Origin of the sequence: Micromonospora sp. DT31 (assembly GCF_049841795.1) — a bacterium.
Taxonomy (GTDB): domain Bacteria; phylum Actinomycetota; class Actinomycetes; order Mycobacteriales; family Micromonosporaceae; genus Micromonospora.
This window is the reverse complement of the sequence record NZ_JBNCKZ010000007.1, coordinates 299,402-316,887: the sequence shown is the minus strand read 5'-3', so window position 1 is coordinate 316,887 and position 17,486 is coordinate 299,402. Positions and strand designations below refer to the sequence as shown.

Below are 17,486 nucleotides of genomic sequence, written 5' to 3'. Positions count from 1 at the left end.
GCCGGGCCAGCGTCCGGTGACGGTGCGTGATGAGCGGGCGGATGGTCCGGGAAGGGGCAGCGGTGACCTACGGATGGCGGGGCGAGCCCGGGGGAGCCGACCCGGGGGCGGCGCACCTGCCGCCGCGTACCCCCTCGGGGCTGTTTCCGTCCGGCGGGTCCATGCGGCCCAGCTACCGCGAGCCGCACCCGATCACCGGCGGCGGCGTGGCCATCGGCGCGACCGTCACGTTCGCCTGGTTACTGCTGTTCGGGCTGCTCGGCGGCGATGTGCCCAGATACGCCTGGTGGACGCTGCTGGCCGGCGCGCTGGCCTGGACGGTCGCCGCGGTGCTGATCCGGCACGGTGACCGGGGGGTGGCGACTGGCGTCGCGATCGTCACCGCGGGTGGCTGGAGCATCGCCGCTGCGATCGTCGCCCTCCGCTGGGCGCAGACCGGCGACTGGCCGCTCTGGTGACCTTCGGTGCCGGTTTCGCTGCGTAGCGAAGACGGTCTTGACGTACGCGAGCAGACGGTCCACCCTCGCCGTATGGCCTGGACCACACCGCCGCAGCTCGACCCCGAGCGGAGCCGGCGTCGCCTGCAGCTCCTTGCCGAGTTGGCCGGTGCCCGTGCGGTGCAGCAGCGCCAACGGCCGAGGCGGGCGCGCGGCGAACACCTCCGCCAGCTCATCGCCACCCGCCGCCGGGTCGCCGGCTGACGGACTTTTCTCCAGGAACGGCCGGCCCGTTACGGGGCGTTGACCCGTCGACCGCCGACCCGACCGGTTAACGTGCATCGCGTGACGAGTCGGCGTGCTGCCGAGGCCGAATTGGGGGGACCGTGTCGTACTTCGCTGCTGCTGCGGCGCGCATCGACGGCGGCTGGACCGCCGCCGCGGTGAGCCTCCGGGGCGTCACCGACATCGAGGAGGTCGCCGACCGGCTTCGCGACGTCGAGCCGGACGCCGAGCTCTCCCTGCTGTTCGTCGAGGCGGACGACACGTACCTGGTGATCCTGCGCCTCGACGAGGGGGAGGACCTGCGGGTCTTCGGTTCCGACTCGGCGTACGCCGAGGAGTCCCGGTTGGGCGCGCTGCTGGTCGGCGACCTGAAGACCTCGGTGACCGGGCTGGAGGACGTCGACGAGCCGCCGGTGTCCGTCGACGACGACAGCGAACAGCCGGCCGTGGACCCGGAAGCCGACCCGGTGGGCGACGCCGACCTCCTCGCCGACCTGGGCATCCCGGCGCAGAAGCTGCTCGCGCTCTGCTCCCACGAAGGATCCATGCCGGGCGACGTGACCGCCGAGGTCTGCCAGGTGCTCGGCTGTGCCGACGAGGTCGAGGAGCTGCGTGAGGTCTGAGCCCGGTGGGTTCGTGGCACCGGGCGCGGACGAGGCGCCGGCCGACCCGGGCACGGTGGGCCGTCGGCAGCGGCACGAGCTGTGGATGCGCCGCGCCCTGGAGGTCGCGGTGACCGGCCCGGACGGCCCGACCGCCGACCGGGACGCCGACGACGTGCCGGTCGGCGCGGTGCTCTACGGTCCCGACGGCACCGAGCTGGCGATCGGGCGCAACGAGCGGGAACTGACCGGCGACCCGACCGCGCACGCCGAGGTGCTGGCGCTGCGCCGGGGGGCGCAGCGGCTGGGCCGGTGGCGGCTTGACGACTGCACGCTCGTCGTGACGTTGGAGCCGTGCACGATGTGCGCCGGGGCGATCGGGTTGGCCCGCGTCCGTACCGTGGTGTTCGGCGCGTGGGAACCGAAGACGGGTGCGGTCGGCTCCCTGTGGGACGTGCTGCGCGACCGCCGCGTCACGCACCGGCCCGAGGTGTACGGCGGCGTGCTGGAACGCGAGAGCGCGGCGCTGCTGCGGGCGTTCTTCCGCTGACCGCGGTGCGGTGCGCGGCGGTGCGCTGCGGCTTGGTGCGGCCGGCTCGGCCGCCGCACCGGAGAAGGCATCGGTTCGGAGTGATATGACTCAGAGGCATAATTATGCCTCTGAGTCATATCGTCCACCGGCGGATCCTGCCTGCCTTGACAGGCGGGGCAGCCCGGGCCGGAGGGCACGGCATTGGGCGCGGACGCGACGACCCGGCCATGGCGCCGCACGGACCGGACGGGCGCGGAACGGCGACCGCCCCGGCACCGGGCGGCGGCGGGGCGGTCGGGGAACGACGGGGTGATCAGGCGATGATGGTGTCGAGGGCGATCTCGACCATCTGGCCGAAGGTCTGCTCACGCTCCTGCGACGTGGTCTTCTCGCCGGTCTTGATGTGGTCGCTGACGGTCAGGATGGTCAACGCGCGGGCCTTGAAGCGGGCCGCGATCGTGTAGAGCGCCGCCGACTCCATCTCCACCGCCAGCACGCCGTAGTCGGCAAGCGTGTCGTACAGGTCCGGTCGGTCGGTGTAGAAGGCGTCCGCCGCCAGGATCGGGCCGACCCGCATGCTGATGCCGCGCCGCTCGGCCACCTCCACCGAGGTACGCAGCAGCCCGAAGTCGGCCACCGGGGCGTAGTCGATCAGCCCGTCGAAGCGGACCCGGTTCATGTTCGAGTCGGTGGACGAGCCGATCGCCGCCACCACGTCCCGCAGTTGCAGGTCCTCGGCCAGCGCGCCGCACGAGCCGACCCGGATCAGCGACTTCACGCCGTACTCGTTGACCAGCTCATGGGCGTAGATGGAGGCGGACGGCATACCCATGCCGGAGCCCTGGACGGACACGTCGACACCGTTCCACCGGCCGGTGAAGCCCAGCATGCCGCGCACCGTCGTGTAGCAGCGGGCCCCCTCCAGGTAGGTCTCCGCGATCCACTTGGCCCGCAGCGGGTCGCCCGGCATCAGGACCCGCTCGGCGATCTCTCCCGGCTCAGCGCCGATGTGCGTACTCATGGCAAAGATCCTGCCAGGTCGGCGGCGGGGATACCGGTTCGGCGTCCAGTCCGGTGGTCCTGTACCCTCGTCGGCGGTGGCGTGTCCGAGTGGCCTAAGGAGCACGCCTCGAAAGCGTGTGAGGGTTAACGCCCTCCGCGGGTTCAAATCCCGCCGCCACCGCCAAACCGAAGCGCCCGGGACGTCCCCGGGCGCTTCGTCGTCAGCAGGGGCCGTAGCCCTCGTCGAAGAGGCGGCGGGCCCAGTCCGCGTACCCGGCGATGATCTTGCGGACGGTGACGCCGTCGTGCAGGAACAGGTAGGCGCGGTCGCCGTCGCGGGCGAGCAGCCCGGCGAAACGGTGACTGTCGGGCGGCGCCGGCAGGCCGACGGCGCCGGGGTACGCGGCGCGCACCCTGTCGGTGGGCGCGCCGGCGGTGATGCCCTCCGGCGTGCTCGCCGGGTCGTCGAGCCAGAGCAGGACCAGCCGGTCGTCGACGAAGATCGGGCTGACCGAGCCGGGGCCGGTCAGCGTGGGTCCGCACGCCTGATCTTCGGTGCGTAGCAGGCCGCGCCGGGTCAGCTCCGCCTCGGTGTCGCCGAACTCCGCGTCGCGCAGGCCGTCGAGACTGACCACCTCGGCGGCGCCGGCCGGGCGGAACGGCCACTGTGGATCGACGCCGCTGCCGGCGGCGGACGCAGCCGCCAGCATGGCGGCAATAAAGCCAAATTGTCGTATTTTCATGCAATCCCCCAGTCCCCAACGGGACCGGGGCGCTGAGGTTGCTGGTGCTGCTCGGATTGGCGCAACTCTCACTCTTCGGCCAGCTCGTCCCAGTAGTCGGCGGACAGTCCACGCCTGCCGTGCGCCAGCCAACCGTCCGTGTCCCGCTCCAGGTGCAGGCCCAACTCCGCGAAGGGGTCGATCCAGGCCCCCGGCTCCACGCCCAGGCGGGCCAGCGCCGTGTTGATCGGCCACTGGGCGCGCGGCCGGTCGAGCGCGTCGTCGTAGCGCGGCCCCCAGCTCACCTCGCCGGCCAGCCAGACCACCGCCGACTGGTACCCCTCACCGCCGAAGAACTCCGCCTCCAGGTATGCCACCGGCCCGCTTCGCGACCAGCGGGCCAGCACCTCCGCCAGCGGCGGTGACAGCACTAGCCGGAACGGGCGCTCCGCGTGCGGCTCGTCCTCGGCGAAATCCGGAAGCCCGCCGGTCAGCTCCTGCACCAGCTGCGGGGTGACCGGCAGCAGCGCGAAGTCCTGACGGAGCGCGGCCAGCACCGCGTGGTCCAGGCCGGCGGTGTGCTCGCGGAGCAACTCCACGTCGGCGACCACGGCGCTGAGGTCGTAACTCATCCGGCCTCTCCTGGCTCCATAGGCTGTGGATAGAACGTGTGCACGACGCTGGTCGGGTGTCCCGACGCGCGCGACGCGACCGCTGTCCCAACGTACGGGCGAGGCGGTGCCCGCGCATCACCGAGCCCGATACTCGCACCGCACGGCTGTCCGACCGGGGCGGCGACGTTCGTAGCCGGGGTGACGGCGGCCCGCGCGGGCCCCATGACGTTGGGAGAGGAACCGATGGCGCAGTACCTGATCTCTGTCCTCGACGACAGGACCGGCTCGGCCACTGAGGCGGAGATGAACGCGATCGGTGAGTTCAACGAGCGACTGCGAGCCGACGGCCACTGGGTCTTCGCAGGTGGTCTCGCGGCACCGGAAACGGCGACCGTCGTGGACGGCCGGGCCGGGAGCCCGGTGTTCACCGACGGGCCCTACCTGGAGACGAAGGAGTACGTCGGTGGATTCTGGATCATCGAGGCGCCGGACTTCGACGTGGCGCTCCCGCTCGCCGCGCAGGCCTCCCAACGGTGCAACCGCCGCGTCGAGCTGCGGCCCTTCCTGAGCTGATGACCGACGTCGGCGAGGTGCTCGCCCGGGTCCACCGCGAGGAGTGGGCCCGGGTGGTCGCCACGCTCGCCCGGCGCATCGGGGACCTCGACGTGGCCGAGGAGATGACCGCCGAGGCGTTCGCCGCCGCCGTCGAACGCTGGACGGTGGACGGCGCACCGCCCAACCCCGGCGCGTGGCTCACCACCACCGCGTACCGCAGGGCCGTCGACCGGATCCGGCGCGAGAGCCGGCGGGAGGACAAACACCGGGAGGCGCTGATGCTGACCGGCGCCCCGGAACCGCTGGGCGTCATCGACGACGACCGGCTCCGCCTGATCTTCACCTGCTGCCACCCCGCGCTGGCCATGGAGGCGCGGGTGGCGCTGACGTTGCGCCTGGTCGGCGGGCTCACCGTGCCGGAGATCGCCCGGGCGTACCTGGTCCAGGAAGCCGCGATGGGCCGGCGGATCACCCGGGCCAAGACGAAGATCAAGGCGGCCGGCATCCCGTACCGGGTGCCGTCCCGCGAGGACCTGCCGGCCCGGGTCACCGGCGTGCTCGCCGTCCTCTACCTGATCTTCAACGAGGGCTACCTCGCCTCGGACCCCGGCAGGGAGGCGGTCCGCGCCGACCTCACCGGCGAGGCGATCCGGCTCACCCGGCTGGTCCGTACGCTGCTGCCCGACGACGGCGAGACCGCCGGACTGCTGGCGCTGATGCTGCTCACCGAGGCCCGCCGACCCGCCCGGGTGTCCGCGACCGGCGAACTCGTCGTCCTCGCCGAACAGGACCGGGGCGCCTGGGACCGCGACCTCATCGCCGAGGGGCACGAACTGGTCCGTGCGTGCATCGCCACCGGTCGCGCGCCGGGCCGCTACCAGATCCTCGCCGCGATCAACGCCGTCCACACCGACGCCCGCGACACGCGGGACACCGACTGGGCGCAGATCGCCGCGCTCTACGACCACCTGGTACGCGTCGACCCGTCACCGATCGTGCGACTCAACCGGGCGGTCGCGCTCGCCGAACTGGACGGGCCGCAGGTCGCGCTCGCCGAGGTGGACGGGCTGCCGCTGGAGGGCTACCACCCATACCACGCCACCCGGGCCGAGCTGTTGCGCCGGATGGGCCGGGGCCGGGAGGCGCGGGCGGCGTACGACCGGGCGATCGAGTTGGCCGGGAACCGCGCGCAGACCGCGTACCTGAGGCGGCGGCGGGACCAGTTGGCCGGCGGGTGAGTCGTGCCGGCTATCCGGATGGCGCGAACAGCCACGCCTTGCTCCTGCCGTCCCGGTCCGGCAGGTACGCCAGCATCCGGTCGCCCATGATCACCGGTTCTTGCCCTGTGCGCGCCTGGTACCGCAGTTCACCGCTGCGGGCGTCGAAGGCGCGCAGCGCCCACCTTTTCTCCTCCTCGGGTGCGAACAGTCCGTCCAGGAGCAACCTCCGTGGCCGGTGCGTGACGACCACCAGCCGGCCGTCGGCGACGATGGTGGGCACCTCGGCGGCTGGCAGGTCCAGCCGCCAGAGGGTTTTCCCCGTCACGGCATCCCGGGTGACCACCGCGTCCCTGGTCGACTCCACCTGCACCCCGGCGCCGAGAACCGACACATCCCCCTTCGTGTTTGCCGGAGAGGCCACGCGTGACCAGTAGGGGGGCACCTTTCGTGTCGTCCCGGTGTTGAGGTCCACGGCATAGGCCGAGCCGTCCTTGGTCGTCTCGGACCAGAGTGCGTCACCGGTGCGCATCCCGGCGCGGTTGTCCAAACGCGTCTTCCCGAACGACTCCATGAGTGAGCAGTCGACAGGTACCGACGGCGGCGAGGCCCGTCCGGTCCGGGCGATCTCCAGGACACATCCGGAAGGGCCGGGCCCGATGATCAGCGCGACGTCGCCGGCTTCCCACACCCTGTGCCCCTCGGGGTAGGAACGGACCACCTCGCCGGTGTCGGCCGACCGAAGCTGACCGGCGCCGCTGGTGTCTGCCGAGGCGAACCAGTCGGTGCCGAACGACAGGCCGAGGTCGGGGTCGCTGATCGGCGGCCGGGAGAGGTCGAGCGCCGACTCCACGCGACCCACGTGCGCGGTGAGCGTCCAGGTGATCGAGCCGTCGGTGACATCGTGACCGACGTGGCGACAGCCAGACGGCGAACACATCCGTGTGACGAGCGTCCGGTCGCTGATCGCAATGATTTTGGCGTAATCCTCAGCCGTGATGGACCAGCGGGGCTTTCCGTCCGGGCCGAGCGCCACCACGGGCAGCCGATCGGACTCGCGCTCGCCCGCCACCACCAGGCTGTCGCCCGGCAACGCATGGGCCACCTCGAAATGGTGGAAGCCGGACCCCCAGCGCCATCGGGTCTTGCCGTCGGGTCCAAGCGCGGTGATGTCTCCCCCGCCCAGGATGCGCAGCCCACCATCGGAGGACGGCAGGGCGAAGTGAGGGAAGGGCGGAATGTAGGGCGGAATATCCGAGCTCAGCCGACTCCCCTCATGTCGATAGGCCAGGCGCACCGCCAGCCACGGTGCGGTGAAACCGGTCACTACGATCGTGACCGCGGTCAGCACCGCCACGACGGGACGGCTTCGCCACACGGCCACCGCCAAGCCGGCGAGGAAGGCCACCCCGAGCAGGTAGGGGAGCGCCGAAACCCACCACCAGCCGGCCGCCACCCCGGCAGCGCCGGCGATGCCGGTGAACGAACGCCACGGATAGTCCAATGCCACGTCGATCGGTGAGCGGCGGGCGGTGGCTGGGGCAGGCGTGATCGTCTGTGCCTTCGACATGACCGCGACCATACTGATGATCGTCAAAACCCGGAGGTGGGTGAGAGGGCGCAGGGCCGGCGCCGCGATCGGTGCACCCGTACCTCGCGAGACGGTCTGGGTGCGCGCGACAAGCTGGACCGCGGATGAGAGGTGTCGGCTATCCGGACGGCGTGAACAGCCACCGGCGGGTTCGGCCGTCCCGGTCCACCAACTCCGTCATCATCCGGTCGCCGACGATTATCGGCGCCTCCAGCGTTGACGGGCCGCGCGCCTGGTAGCGCAGTTCACCGCTGCGGGCGTCGAAGGCGCGCACGGCCAGGCCTGCGTATCCCGGTACGAACAGTCCCTCCAGGAACAATTCCGGTTGCTTCTGCACGACGACCACCAGCCGGCCTTCCGCGGCGAGTGTGTACACCTGGTCGGCCGGGACGTCGAGCCGCCAGAGGGATTTCCCGGTCGCGGCATCCCGGGTGACCACCGCGTCCCTGGTCGCCACCACCCGCACTCCGTCGCCCAGAATCGATACCTCACCCTTCGTGTCTGCCGGGCGTCCCGAGCGTGGCCAGTAGGCGGCCACCGTTAGTACCGCGCCGGTGTTGAGGTCCACGGCGTAGGCCGACCCGCTCTTGGTCGTCTCGGACCAGAGCATGTCGCCGCTGAACATCCCGTATCCCCGCTTCCCGTGCCCTGGCGTCCCGTATCCCGTCCTCCCGGATCCCTCATTCACGAACGTTCCGCTGATCGAATCGTGGAGTGCGCAGTCGACAGGTGCCGGTGGCGGTGAGGTCCGTCCGGTTCGGACGATCTCCAGGCTGCATCCGGAGGTGCCCGGTCCGATGATCAACGCGGCATCGCCGGCCCTCCACACGTAATGGCCTTTGAGGTAGGAGCGGAGCACCGCGCCGGTGTCGGCCGACCGAAGCTGACCGGCGCCGCTGGCATCTTTCGTGGCGAACCAGGCGGTGTTGAACGACGGGCCACTTTCGCGGCTGATCCACGCCGTCTTGGTGAGGTTGGTCGCCGCGTGTTCGGGGCCCAAGCCAGCGGTGACCGTCCAGATGATCGTGCCGTCGGCCAGGTTGCGGCCGACGTAGCGACAGCCAGACTTCGAACAATCGTTTACTGTGACAAGCGTGCGGTCACTGATCGCAATGATGTCAAAACCGTCGCCGGGCAGAATGGACCAGCGGGGCTTCCCGTCCGGACCGAGCACCACCCCGGGCAGATCATCGGGTTCGCCGCGTCCGGCCACCACCAGGCTGTCGTCCGGCAACGCGTGGGCCACCGTGAAAAATCTGTAGTCGGAATGCCAGCGCCATCGGGTCCTGCCGTCGGGCCCGACCGCGGTGATTCCTTTCTCGCCCAGGATGCGCAGCCCGCCGTCGGAGGACGGTAGGACGAACCGCGGGTAGGGCGGGATATTCGGGGCCCAACGGTATTCCGTCTCGCTGGTAGGCCTGGCGCACCGCCAGCCACGGGGCGGTGAATCCGGTCGCGGCGATCGTGACCGCGACCAGCCCTGCCACGAGGGGGCGGCTTCGCCACACGGTCACCGCCAGGCCGACCAGGCAGGCCAACCCGAGCATGTAGGGATACGCCCAGCCCGACCACCAGCGACCACGATCCCGGCGACCCCGGCGATGCCGGTGAACGAACGCCACGGATAGTCCAACGCCACATCGATCGGCGACCGGCGGACAGCGGATGGGGCAGGCGTGATCGTCTGTGCCTCCGACATGACGGACACCATACTGATCAACGTCAAAGCGCAGGGTGGTGAGACGGTTCAGGGCCGGCCCCCGGGGACCGGCCCTGTCGTTTCACCTGCTCAAGCGAGCGGAGGATACGAGATTCGAACTCGTGAGGGTGTAAACCCAACACGCTTTCCAAGCGTGCGCCCTAGGCCTCTAGGCGAATCCTCCGCGAGCCAGGATACAGGTCCCGTGACGGCGGGCCACCCCACCCTCCCGGATGATCCACAACCCTTCGGGTAGGCTTGGCGTCACCTCCCGTGCGGCGGTACCTCGTGAACCTCCCCAGGGCCGGAAGGCAGCAAGGATAAGCGAGCTCTGCCGGGTGCACGGGAGGCCTTTCTGTCTCCGGGGCCGGGTAACGTCGCTGCGGGTCGGGTCACGGGGTGGTGGGTGGTCACCCGGGGCCGACCGGCGCAGAATGGCTCTCCTCGAGAGGAGGCGGGACGGGTGGCACTGGCCCTTTACCGCAAGTACCGGCCGCGTACGTTCGCCGAGATCATCGGCCAGGAACACGTGACCGAGCCGTTGTCGCAGGCGCTGCGCAGCGGCCGGCTGAACCACGCGTACCTCTTCTCCGGCCCCCGTGGCTGCGGCAAGACCTCCAGCGCGCGGATCCTGGCCCGTTCGCTCAACTGTGAGCAGGGCCCCACCCCGGAGCCGTGCGGGCACTGTGACTCGTGCCGCGAACTGGCCCCCGACGGTGGCGGTTCGATCGACGTCATCGAGATCGACGCGGCCAGCCACGGTGGTGTCGACGACGCGCGTGATCTGCGCGAGAAGGCGTTCTTCGCGCCCGCCCGCAGCCGCTTCAAGATCTATATCATCGACGAGGCGCACATGGTCTCGTCGGCCGGCTTCAACGCCCTGCTCAAGCTGGTCGAGGAGCCTCCGGAGTACGTCAAGTTCATCTTCGCCACCACCGAGCCGGAGAAGGTCCTCGGCACGATCAAGTCGCGGACCCACCACTACCCGTTCCGGCTGTTCCCGCCGAAGGTGCTCCGGCCCTACCTGGAGCAGCTCTGCGAGGCCGAGGGCGTCAAGGTCGACCCGGCGGTGTTCCCGCTCGTGGTGCGCGCCGGCGGGGGCAGCGCCCGGGACAGCCTCTCCGTGCTCGACCAGCTCATCGCCGGCGCCGGCCCGGAGGGCGTCGGCTACGCCCGGGCCGCCGCGCTGCTCGGCGTCACCGACTCCGCGCTGATCGACGAGATGTGCGACGCGCTCGCCGCCGGTGACGGCGCCGCCGCGTACGCCACCGTCGACCGGGTCGCCGAGGCCGGCCACGACCCCCGCCGCTTCGCCTCCGATCTGCTGGAGCGACTGCGCGACCTGATCGTGCTCCAGCAGGTGCCGGACGCCGCGGCCAAGGGGCTCATCGACGGCCCGGCCGACCAGATCGAGCGGATGGCCGCCCAGGCGCAGCGCCTCGGCCCGGCCACCCTGTCCCGTTGCGCGGACATCGTGCACAACGGCCTGGTCGAGATGCGCGGCACCACCGCGCCCCGGCTGCTGCTGGAGCTGGTCTGCGCCCGCATGCTCCTGCCCGGCGCGGACGACTCGTCCGGCGGCCTGCTGCAACGCCTGGAGCGGATGGAGCGCCGGCTGACGCTCGGTGGCGTCGAGCCGTCGCCGGCCGCCGCCGGCTCCGCGCACCCCACCCCGACCCCTGAGGTACGCCCGGCGGCTCCCGCCCCGGGCGCGGCTGCCGCCGCGATCGGCCCGGAGACCGCCGGCACGCCGGCGGCTGCCGGTGCCCCGACCGTGGCCTCCGCCGCGCGTGGCCCGGTGCCGCCGACAGCGGTGCTGCCCGATCCGGTCACGCCCGAGCCGCCGCGCCCGGGTGCGGCCGATCCGGGCGCGCTGGACGCGGTCGCGGTGCGCCGGGTCTGGCCGGAGGTGGTCGGCAAGGTGAACCGCAGCAACAAGCGGATCGCCGCGCTGATGCGGGACGCCGTGGTGCGGGACCTGGACGGCGACACGCTCGTGCTGACCGTGAAGTCGACGGTGCTGGCGAAGATGATGGCCGACCACGCCGCCGTGCTTACCGACGCGCTCTACGAGGAACTGGGTGGTCGCTGGCAGATCCGCTGCGAGGTGGCCGGCGAGCGCGGCGCGGCCTCGCTCGGTGGCCCGTCCCGCCCGTCCGGCGCCGGCCCGGCCCCGGGCGGCGCGGCGAACCAGCCCGACGCCGCCGTCAACCGCCCCGACGCCGCAGTGAGCCAGCCTGACGCCGCAGTGAACCAGCCCGACGTCGCCGTCAGCAGGCCCGACGCCGCACCGGCGGCCGGCTCCAGTGCGGCGGCGGGTTCCCATGCGGCGGCCGGCTCCGACCCGGCGGTGCGTCCGGAGCACGCGCCGGTCCGGTCGACGCCCTCCGCCGACCCGGCGTCCGCCGGTCGACCCGTGCCCGGCTCGATCGATGCCACCCACGCCCCCGGCGGACGTCCGGCGTCTGCCTTGCCCGCCGTCACCGGTCACGGGCCGGCGGGCGGCGGCCAGGCCGTAAACGGGGGCGGTCCGGGCATCGCCACCTCGCCGAACGCCTCGACGGCGGCAACGAGACCTACGGCATCGACGGGATCGACGGCATCGGCGGCCCCGACGGTCCGGCAGGACGATGGGGAGGACTGGCCGGAGCCGGTCCGTCCCGGTGGCGCTGCGGCGTCGGCGCGTACCGGACCGGGAGCGCCCGCCGTCGACGGGGAGGACTGGCCGGCGGCGGCCCGTCCGGGTGGGGGCACGGCGACCGCGACCGCCGCTCCGGTCGTACCCAAGCCGGCGGCACCCCCGCCGGCGGGTGGGCCGAGGGCGGCGGCGGGTGGTGGGCCGAGGAACAGCGCGATCGCGGCGGCCCGCGCGGCTGCGGCGGCGGCCGCGGCGGGTGGTGGCCCCGGCAAGGGGCCGCGTACGGCGCAGCCGGCGCGGAAGACGGCGGACACCGAGTGGGCCGGCGAGCCGCCCTACGATCCGGAGTTCGACGGCCCGGTCCGCGGCGGCCAGGCAGCGGTCGCGGCGCCCGCCTACGACGGCTTCGACCCGGGTGACGAGCCGTTGGACGACGTGATCGACGAGCGGACCGCCCGGCAGTCAAGCGAGGAGCAGGCGATGCAGCTGCTGCGCGAGACGTTCGGGGCGGAGAAGATCGACGAGGTGGACGCGCGCTGAGCGCGCGTCGGCCGTGCGGGAGTGACGCCGGGGCCCGACTAGGCTGGGGCCGGCCGAGCAGACGAGTGGACGAAGGAGCGGTCCGTGCGCCCAGGTGGACAGCCGAACATGCAGCAGATGCTGAAGCAGGCGCAGAAGATGCAGCAGCAGATCGCCAGTGCCCAGGCCGAGCTGGCCGAGGCGGAGTTGACCGGCACCGCGGGCGGCGGCCTGGTCACCGCCACCGTCGCCGGCACCGGTGAGCTGAAGGCGATCAGGATCGACCCGAAGGCGGTCGACCCGGAGGACGTGGAGACGCTTGAGGATCTCGTCGTCGCGGCCGTGCGCAACGCCGCCGAGGCGGCCCGGGAGCTGACCGAGAAGAAGATGGGCCCGGTCGCGGGCGGCATGGGCGGCCTCGGCCTGCCCGGGTTCTGAGCCGGCAGATGTACGAGGGTGCCATCCAGGATCTGATCGACGAGCTGGGCCGGCTGCCGGGTGTGGGCCCGAAGAGCGCCCAGCGGATCGCGTTCCACGTCCTGTCGGCTGATCCGGCCGACGTCAACCGGCTGGCCGGCGCGCTGCGCAAGGTCAAGGACCTGGTCCGGTTCTGCACGACCTGTTACAACGTGGCGGAGTCGGAGCAGTGCCGGATCTGCCGCGACCCACGGCGTACCGACGAGGTCCTCTGTGTGGTGGAGGAGCCCAAGGACGTGGTGGCGGTCGAGCGGACCGGCGAGTTCCGCGGGCGCTACCACGTGCTCGGCGGCGCGATCAACCCGCTGGAGGGCATCGGTCCGGACAACCTACGGATCCGGGAACTGATGACCCGTCTCGGCAGCGGTGCGATCCGGGAGCTGATCCTCGCCACCGACCCGAACACCGAGGGTGAGGCCACCGCGACGTACCTGGCGCTCATGGTCAAGCCGATGGGGATCGCGGTGACCCGGCTGGCCAGCGGACTGCCGGTCGGCGGCGACCTGGAGTACGCCGACGAGATCACGTTGGGTCGGGCCTTCGAGGGCCGTCGGGCCGTCTGACTGTTCGATCATCTCCGGCGGGCGCCCTGCGGGGTGCCCGCCGGAGGTGTTTCCGAAAGTGGACCGAGGTGGCAATCGATCTGACAGGAACGTCCGTCCGGGACCGGATCGACGTAACAAATTAGGCCCTCAGGCCGACGAAAATTCGGCGAAGCGAAGGCTTTCCCTTCGAATCGAATGTCTCATTGCGGAAAAGACACGATCCGATACCAACCCGCACCCCGCCGGTTTCGGTGCCGTCCGCCCGGAGGCTAAGGTCACCGCACATCGGTGACCCTGTCACCACGTTGTCCGTACCCCCAAGGACGAGGTGAAGCACCATGCGTGCACCCAGGCCGAAGGCCGCACTCGCGGCCATCGCGGTCGCGGCCCTCGCGGTTGCAGGCTGCGCCGAGAGCGACCGTGAGAGTGGCTCCGGAGATAGCAACAAGAAGGACACCCTCGTCTTCGGCGTCGCCGGAGACCCGAAGGTGCTCGACCCCAGCTTCGCCAGCGACGGTGAGTCGCTGCGCGTGGCCCGCCAGGTCTTCGAGACCCTGGTCCGCCCCGAGGAGGGTGGCACCAAGGTGACGCCGGGCCTCGCCGAGTCCTGGACTCCCGACGCGGCCGGTACCACCTGGACCTTCAAGCTCCGCACCGGAGTGAAGTTCCACGACGGCAGCGAGTTCAACGCCGAGGCGGTCTGCGCCAACTTCGACCGCTGGTACAACGCCAAGGGCCTCATGCAGAGCCCGGACGTGACCGCGTACTGGCAGGACGTCATGGGCGGGTTCGCCAAGAACGAGGACGCGGAGCTGCCGCAGAGCCTGTTCAAGTCGTGCACCGCCAAGGACGCGGCCACCGTCGACCTGGCCTTCACCCGCGTCTCCAGCAAGATCCCGGCCGCGCTGATGCTGCCCTCGTTCTCCATCCACAGCCCCAAGGCGCTCCAGCAGTACGACGCCAGCAACGTGACGGGCACCGCCGAGGACATCAAGTACCCGGCGTACGCGATGGAGCACCCGACCGGCACCGGCCCGTTCAAGTTCAAGGCGTGGGACGTCGCGAACAAGTCGCTCACCATCGAGCGCAACGACGACTACTACGGCGACAAGGCCAAGCTGAAGACCATCATCTTCAAGACCATCTCCGACGAGAACGCCCGCAAGCAGGCGCTCAGCTCGGGTGACATCCAGGGCTACGACCTGGTCGGTCCGGCGGACGTGGAGACGCTGAAGAAGGACGGCTTCAACGTCCTCACCCGGCCCGCCTTCAACGTCCTCTACCTGGCGATCAACCAGAAGGGGAACCCGAAGCTGGCCGACCTCAAGGTCCGGCAGGCCATCGCCTACGCGCTGAACCGGCAGGCCCTGGTCGACTCGAAGCTGCCCCCGGGCGCCAAGGTCGCGATGAACTTCATGCCGGACACCGTCGAGGGCTGGAACGGCGAGGCCACCAAGTACGACTACGACCCGGCCAAGGCCAAGGCCCTGCTGGCCGAGGCGGGCGCGTCGAACCTGACGCTGAAGTTCCACTACCCGACCGAGGTCACCCGGCCGTACATGCCGAACCCGAAGGACATCTTCGAGCTGCTGTCCGCGGACCTCAAGGCGGTCGGCATCAAGGTCCAGGCCATCCCGCTCAAGTGGAGCCCGGACTACCTGAACGCGACCACCTCCGGCAGCAAGCACGACCTGCACTTCCTCGGCTGGACCGGTGACTACGGCGACGCGTACAACTTCATCGGCACCTTCTTCGACCGGCCGAAGGACGAGTGGGGCTTCTCCAACACCCAGCTCTTCGACCAGTTCAAGGACGCCGACACCACCGCCGACCAGGCGGCCCGGGTGGAGAAGTACAAGGCCCTCAACAAGTCGATCATGGACTTCCTGCCGGGTGTGCCGATCTCGCACTCCCCGCCGGCGATCGTGTTCGGCAAGGACGTGACCGGGATCAAGGCGAGCCCGCTCACCGACGAGCGATACGCGACCGCAGAGTTCAAGTGATCTGAAGGCACCGTACGCGGGCGGGCGCTGTGACCACAGCGCCCGCCCGCACCCCTCCGCACCCCCACCGAGGCGCCCGTGTTCCGGTTCATCGTCAGACGCCTGCTACAGCTGATACCCACGCTGTTCGGGCTCTCCGTCCTGCTGTTCATCTGGCTGCACCGGCTTCCCGGCGGGCCCGAGACAGCGATCCTCGGTGAGCGGGGCACCCCCGAGACGCGCGCGGCGATCCGGCGCAACCTCGGCCTCGACGAGCCGATCATGGTCCAGTACGCCCGCTTCCTGAAGCGGATGGGCCGGCTCGACCTGGGCACCTCGACCGGCACGAAGCGGGCCGTCACCACCGAGTTCCTGGAACGCTTCCCCGGCACCGTCGAACTGACCGTCGTGGCCATGCTGCTCGCGGTCGGCCTCGGCATTCCGCTGGGCTACCTGGCCGCCCGCCGACGGGGCCGGTTCCTCGACCACGCCTCGGTCGGCGGGTCCCTGATCGGCATCTGCATCCCGGTCTTCTTCCTGGCGTACGTGCTCAAGGCGATCTTCGCCGAGAACCTGGGCTGGTTCCCGTCCAGCGGTCGGCAGGACCCGACCATCGGGGCGACCCGGGTCACCAACTTCTTCGTCATCGACGGGATCATGACCCGCGAGTGGGACGCCGCCGCCGACGCGCTCTGGCACCTCGTGCTGCCGGGCATCGCGTTGGCCAGCATCCCGTTGGCGATCATCGTCCGGATCACCCGGGCCAGCGTGCTCGAGGTGCTCAACGAGGACTTCGTGCGGACCGCCGAGGCCAAGGGCCTGACCGAACGGACCGTCCGCCGCCGGCACGTGCTGCGCAACGCCATGCTGCCGGTGGCCACCTCGATCGGTCTGCAGACCGGTCTCCTGCTCTCCGGCGCGGTGCTCACCGAGACCGTGTTCGCGTTCAGCGGCATCGGCGCGTTCGTCGCGGAATCGATCAGCCAACGCGACTACCCGGTGCTGATGGGCTTCATCATGATCATTGCGGTGGTGTACGTGCTGGTGAATCTCCTGGTCGACCTCTCCTACAGCGTGATCGACCCGAGGGTGAGGGTGCGATGACCATCACCGGAGGCAAGAAGCGCGAGAAGCTGGACCGGCTCGCCGAACTGGCCGCCCCCCAGGACGAGCAGGGGGTGAGCCTCTGGAAGGAGGCGTTCCGCCGGCTCCGGCGCAACCCGGCGGCCATCATCGGCACGGTCATCCTGGCGATCTTCGTCCTGGTCGCCGTCGTCGGCCCGTTCTTCGTCCCGTACAGCCCGACGGACACCGTCGGAATCCGGGAAGGGCTGGTCAAGTCCGGCCAGGGCATCATCCCGGGGGTGTCCGGCGACCACTGGCTGGGCTTCGACCACCAGGGCCGCGACGAGTTCAGCCGACTGATCGTCGGGGCCCGGCAGACGCTGCTCGTCGGCGTGGTCTCCACCCTGCTCGGCCTCGCGCTCGGCGCGCTGATCGGCGGCGTCGCCGGTGCCGCGGCCGGCCTCGGTGGGCGTTGGGGCCGCTGGATCGACACCGTCCTGATGCGTTTCGTCGACATGCTGCTGGCCATGCCGAGCCTGCTCCTCGCGGTGAGCATCGCCGCGCTGCTCGGCGCCAGCCTGACCACCGTGATGATCGCGGTCGGCGTGGTCTCCGTGCCGATCTTCGCCCGCCTGCTGCGCGGGTCGATGATCTCCCAGGCGAACAGCGACTACGTGCTCGCGGCCACCTCGCTGGGCGTGCGCAAGTCGAAGATCGCGATGACCCACGTGCTGCCGAACTCGCTGGCCCCGGTCATCGTGCAGGCCACGCTGACGCTGGCCACGGCCATCATCGAGGCGGCCGCGCTGTCCTTCCTCGGCCTGGGCAACCCCGACTCGGCCACCCCCGAGTGGGGTGTGATGCTCGCCGACGCGCAGCCCTACCTGGGCATCCGGCCGGGTCTGGCGATCTATCCGGCGCTCGGCATCATCATCACCGCGCTCGGCTTCACCCTGCTCGGCGAGGCCATGCGCGAGGCCCTCGACCCGAAGTTGCGGAAGTAG

Annotated in this window: 16 protein-coding genes, 2 tRNA genes, 1 other RNA gene and 1 pseudogene; 14 read left to right on the top strand and 6 right to left on the bottom strand. The window is 71.0% G+C overall.

What is annotated here, in order from left to right:
* Positions 1 to 161 precede the first annotated feature (161 nt).
* The 4 genes from ACLQ2X_RS15320 (at position 162) to ACLQ2X_RS15305 (ending at position 1,874) form a co-directional block, all read left to right on the top strand.
* A complete protein-coding gene (locus ACLQ2X_RS15320) occupies positions 162 to 458 on the top strand; it encodes a hypothetical protein (RefSeq protein WP_425681701.1) in 297 nt (98 codons plus the stop codon).
* A gap of 72 nt (positions 459 to 530) precedes the next feature.
* Positions 531 to 701, top strand: coding sequence for a hypothetical protein (locus ACLQ2X_RS15315; protein WP_425681668.1), 171 nt, complete (start codon positions 531 to 533; stop codon positions 699 to 701).
* Between the two features lie 122 nt (positions 702 to 823).
* Positions 824 to 1,345, top strand: a complete 522-nt coding sequence (locus ACLQ2X_RS15310) for a tRNA adenosine deaminase-associated protein (protein ID WP_425681667.1) — start codon at positions 824 to 826, stop codon at positions 1,343 to 1,345.
* On the top strand, positions 1,335 to 1,874 hold the full coding sequence (locus ACLQ2X_RS15305; protein WP_425681666.1) for a nucleoside deaminase: 540 nt from the start codon (positions 1,335 to 1,337) through the stop codon (positions 1,872 to 1,874). The genes ACLQ2X_RS15310 and ACLQ2X_RS15305 overlap by 11 nt, the downstream gene beginning before the upstream one ends.
* A gap of 295 nt (positions 1,875 to 2,169) precedes the next feature.
* Here the strand turns inward: ACLQ2X_RS15305 and deoD are convergent, their stop codons facing one another.
* A complete protein-coding gene (gene deoD, locus ACLQ2X_RS15300) occupies positions 2,170 to 2,877 on the bottom strand; it encodes a purine-nucleoside phosphorylase (protein ID WP_425681665.1) in 708 nt (235 codons plus the stop codon).
* A 75-nt stretch (positions 2,878 to 2,952) separates the two neighbouring features.
* Between deoD and ACLQ2X_RS15295 the strand changes: the two genes are divergently transcribed.
* A tRNA-Ser gene (locus tag ACLQ2X_RS15295) sits at positions 2,953 to 3,042 on the top strand.
* A gap of 37 nt (positions 3,043 to 3,079) precedes the next feature.
* Here the strand turns inward: ACLQ2X_RS15295 and ACLQ2X_RS15290 are convergent.
* The gene (locus tag ACLQ2X_RS15290) at positions 3,080 to 3,565 is read right to left on the bottom strand and encodes a hypothetical protein (protein WP_425681700.1); all 486 of its coding nucleotides are present in this window, start codon (positions 3,563 to 3,565) and stop codon (positions 3,080 to 3,082) included.
* A gap of 107 nt (positions 3,566 to 3,672) precedes the next feature.
* Positions 3,673 to 4,212, bottom strand: a pseudogene (locus tag ACLQ2X_RS15285) (hypothetical protein); the annotation flags it as partial.
* Between the two features lie 225 nt (positions 4,213 to 4,437).
* On the opposite strand from ACLQ2X_RS15285, the gene ACLQ2X_RS15280 reads away from it, so the two are divergent.
* Both ACLQ2X_RS15280 and ACLQ2X_RS15275 read left to right on the top strand, forming a co-directional pair.
* The gene (locus ACLQ2X_RS15280; RefSeq protein WP_425681664.1) at positions 4,438 to 4,767 is read left to right on the top strand and encodes a YciI family protein; all 330 of its coding nucleotides are present in this window, start codon (positions 4,438 to 4,440) and stop codon (positions 4,765 to 4,767) included.
* Positions 4,767 to 5,987, top strand: a complete 1,221-nt coding sequence (locus ACLQ2X_RS15275) for an RNA polymerase sigma factor (protein WP_425681663.1) — start codon at positions 4,767 to 4,769, stop codon at positions 5,985 to 5,987. Before ACLQ2X_RS15280 ends, ACLQ2X_RS15275 begins: the two co-directional genes overlap by 1 nt.
* Before the next feature lie 10 nt (positions 5,988 to 5,997).
* Here ACLQ2X_RS15275 and ACLQ2X_RS15270 read toward each other — a convergent pair whose 3' ends face one another.
* The 3 genes from ACLQ2X_RS15270 to ACLQ2X_RS15260 form a co-directional block, all read right to left on the bottom strand.
* The gene (locus ACLQ2X_RS15270; RefSeq protein WP_425681662.1) at positions 5,998 to 7,536 is read right to left on the bottom strand and encodes a PQQ-binding-like beta-propeller repeat protein; all 1,539 of its coding nucleotides are present in this window, start codon (positions 7,534 to 7,536) and stop codon (positions 5,998 to 6,000) included.
* 139 nt (positions 7,537 to 7,675) lie between these two features.
* Positions 7,676 to 8,803, bottom strand: coding sequence for a PQQ-binding-like beta-propeller repeat protein (locus tag ACLQ2X_RS15265; RefSeq protein ID WP_425681661.1), 1,128 nt, complete (start codon positions 8,801 to 8,803; stop codon positions 7,676 to 7,678).
* Positions 8,804 to 9,355: 552 nt separating this feature from the next.
* Positions 9,356 to 9,440, bottom strand: a tRNA-Ser gene (locus ACLQ2X_RS15260).
* A gap of 81 nt (positions 9,441 to 9,521) precedes the next feature.
* On the opposite strand from ACLQ2X_RS15260, the gene ffs reads away from it, so the two are divergent.
* The 7 genes from ffs (at position 9,522) to ACLQ2X_RS15225 (ending at position 17,486) form a co-directional block, all read left to right on the top strand.
* An RNA gene (gene ffs, locus ACLQ2X_RS15255) (signal recognition particle sRNA small type) lies at positions 9,522 to 9,611 on the top strand.
* Between the two features lie 108 nt (positions 9,612 to 9,719).
* Positions 9,720 to 12,434, top strand: a complete 2,715-nt coding sequence (locus ACLQ2X_RS15250) for a DNA polymerase III subunit gamma and tau (RefSeq protein ID WP_425681660.1) — start codon at positions 9,720 to 9,722, stop codon at positions 12,432 to 12,434.
* A 108-nt stretch (positions 12,435 to 12,542) separates the two neighbouring features.
* Positions 12,543 to 12,851: a YbaB/EbfC family nucleoid-associated protein gene (locus ACLQ2X_RS15245; protein WP_425681699.1), complete on the top strand. Its 309-nt coding sequence runs from the start codon at positions 12,543 to 12,545 to the stop codon at positions 12,849 to 12,851.
* An 8-nt stretch (positions 12,852 to 12,859) separates the two neighbouring features.
* Positions 12,860 to 13,453 (top strand): recombination mediator RecR, encoded by a 594-nt coding sequence (gene recR / locus ACLQ2X_RS15240; RefSeq protein WP_425681659.1) that lies wholly within the window; start codon positions 12,860 to 12,862, stop codon positions 13,451 to 13,453.
* A gap of 320 nt (positions 13,454 to 13,773) precedes the next feature.
* Positions 13,774 to 15,438 carry an ABC transporter substrate-binding protein gene (locus tag ACLQ2X_RS15235; protein WP_425681658.1) on the top strand — a complete coding sequence of 555 codons (1,665 nt, stop codon included), beginning with the start codon at positions 13,774 to 13,776 and terminating at the stop codon, positions 15,436 to 15,438.
* A gap of 78 nt (positions 15,439 to 15,516) precedes the next feature.
* Positions 15,517 to 16,521 carry an ABC transporter permease gene (locus tag ACLQ2X_RS15230; RefSeq protein WP_425681657.1) on the top strand — a complete coding sequence of 335 codons (1,005 nt, stop codon included), beginning with the start codon at positions 15,517 to 15,519 and terminating at the stop codon, positions 16,519 to 16,521.
* Complete coding sequence (locus ACLQ2X_RS15225; RefSeq protein WP_425681656.1) at positions 16,518 to 17,486, top strand: ABC transporter permease; 969 nt, start codon at positions 16,518 to 16,520, stop codon at positions 17,484 to 17,486. The genes ACLQ2X_RS15230 and ACLQ2X_RS15225 overlap by 4 nt, the downstream gene beginning before the upstream one ends.